The organism is Ideonella sp. P3_A4 (assembly GCF_056403075.1).
Map to the genome: position 1 here is coordinate 1 of NZ_JBFUGE010000869.1, position 2060 is coordinate 2060.

Consider the following 2060-nt stretch of genomic DNA (forward strand, 5'->3'; position numbering starts at 1 on the left):
GAACTGGCCAGCTTCTATCAGGCTGGCAAGGACTTCCAGGCCAAGGTGGCGATGCGCCTGACCAATGCCCAGGGATCCACGCGTGAGCGCGCGATGAATCTCTGGCGCGTCAACACGGGCACGTCCGGTGACCAGCGCTATCTGATCACCTTTGAGGCGCCCGCTGATGTGCGCGGCATGGGCTTTCTCGTCTGGAAGTACGCCAAGAAGGAAGACGACCGGTGGCTGTACTTCCCCGCGTTGAAGGCGGTGAAGCGCGTTGCTGCGGACGACAAGCGCTCGTCCTTTGTTGGCTCGGACTTCACCTACGAGGACATTTCGGGTCGCGACCTCGATGAAGAACAGCACACACTGCTGCGGCAAGAGCCCGTTGGCGATCGCACGGCCTATGTCGTTGAAAGCAAGCCCAAGACACCGGCAAGCTACGCCAAGCGTCTGAGCTGGGTAGACCACGAACGCTGGCTGCCGCTGAAGGAGGAGTACTACGACGCAGAAGGCAAGCTGCAGCGCGCCTTCAAAGCCGACAAGGTTGAAGAAATCGGCGGACGTTGGACCATCACGAGCCGCTCGATGGTCAATGCCCAGACTGGCCACCGCACGGAGGTGGTGTTCAAGTCGGTGCGCTACGACGCCGGGCTGGCTGACGACCTCTTCGCCGAGCGCAGCCTGCGCAACCCGCCGACGCTGGCTCAATGAAGGCGTTGGCGATCATGCTCTCGGCAACTGCGCTCTCGCCTTCGGTCACGGCGGCACAGGTGACGGGGTTCGTCCAGCTTCGGCAGGCGCAACGCATTGAATCGCCTGACTGCAGTACGGTATCTGCGTGCTCCGCGATGGTCCAGGAGGCGTTGGCTGAACTGCTGATCGAGCACCGCTTATCCGATCAATGGTCGGTGTCGCTACGCGGCGAGGCCGGCTACGACAACGCGGCGTCTGACGATCGCTTGGCCGTCCGCGAGGGCTTTGTGGACTGGGCCCTGTCATCGACGACGAGCGTCAAGCTCGGCCGCCAGGTTCTGACCTGGGGCGTCAGCGACTACCTGTACGTCAACGACGTGTTCCCGAAGAACTACGACGCGTTCTTCACTGGCGGCGGCTTCGATCGCATGAAAGAGCCGGTGGATGCTGCCCGCTTCCAGTGGCACGCCGGCGGTGCAGACGTCGAGGCCGTGGCGGCCCGTCCAAAGGCTGATCGGGCGCCCAGTGCGGATCGGTTCGTTGCGATGGCGATGTCCAGCGCTGCGACCCCAGTTGACGACGAGAACGACCGAGCCGATATCGCGTTGAAGCTTTCGGGGCACACCGCGGGTTGGGACCTTGCCGGCTATGCCGCCAGCTTCAGAAGCCGAGAACCGCGCCAGTTCATGGACGGTTCGGGGCTGCGCGTTGACCGCCCGCGCCTGAGGCACCTGGGCGCCAGTGCGACAGGGAACGCGGCCGGCGGGTTGGTCTGGCTGGACGCAGCGGTTCGCGATGCGGGCACAGAGCGCCCGATGACGGTGAACCGGCACTTTCTCGGTTCGGCCACCAAGTTGATCGCAGGCTACTCGCGCGAAATTGGCACCGACCTGACCGCATCGGCGCAGCTGCAGCTTGAGGCCACCACCTCACGTGGCCGCTACTTGGATTCTCTGGCACCTGGCGTGCGGCCCTTGAAGCCCGTCAGCTCCACGCTGCACCTGCGCTTGCAAGGCAGCTGGATGAACCAGACGCTCACTGGCGGGGCACAAGTTTTTTGGGGCAATGAGGGCGACACGCACTTCAACCCATTTGCGAGTTGGAGTCCAGCCGATGGCTGGACTGTCGAAGGGGGGGCCAACCTGTTCAACGGAAGGCCCGATACCCGTTACGGCGCATTCAAGGACGACTCCAACGTCTATGTCCTCGGGCGCTATTCATTCTGAAGGAGAGTAACCATGAAGCATCTGTTCATTTTCAATGACGCTCCCTACGGCAGCGAGCGTACCTACAACGGCTTGCGCCTGGCCGGCTCTGTCGCCAAGCGTGAGGGCGAGCAGGTCCGCGTCTTTCTCATGGGCGACAGCGCCCTGTGTGCCAAG

The 2060-nt window shown here is 63.3% G+C and carries 3 protein-coding genes and 1 pseudogene; 3 read left to right on the forward strand and 1 reads right to left on the reverse strand.

The features are described from left to right. Window positions 1-79, reverse strand: a pseudogene (locus AC1DYI_RS33835) (hypothetical protein); the annotation flags it as partial. A gap of 14 nt (window positions 80-93) precedes the next feature. On the opposite strand from AC1DYI_RS33835, the gene AC1DYI_RS33840 reads away from it, so the two are divergent. From AC1DYI_RS33840 to AC1DYI_RS33850, 3 genes are all read left to right on the forward strand, one after another. Then, entirely contained in the window at window positions 94-696 is a 603-nt protein-coding gene (locus tag AC1DYI_RS33840) for an outer membrane lipoprotein-sorting protein (protein WP_477208488.1), read from the forward strand. 152 nt (window positions 697-848) lie between these two features. Next, window positions 849-1904 (forward strand): hypothetical protein, encoded by a 1056-nt coding sequence (locus AC1DYI_RS33845; protein WP_477208487.1) that lies wholly within the window; start codon window positions 849-851, stop codon window positions 1902-1904. A 12-nt stretch (window positions 1905-1916) separates the two neighbouring features. Further along, a partial coding sequence (locus tag AC1DYI_RS33850; protein ID WP_477208489.1) for a DsrE family protein occupies window positions 1917-2060 on the forward strand: 144 nt, incomplete at its 3' end.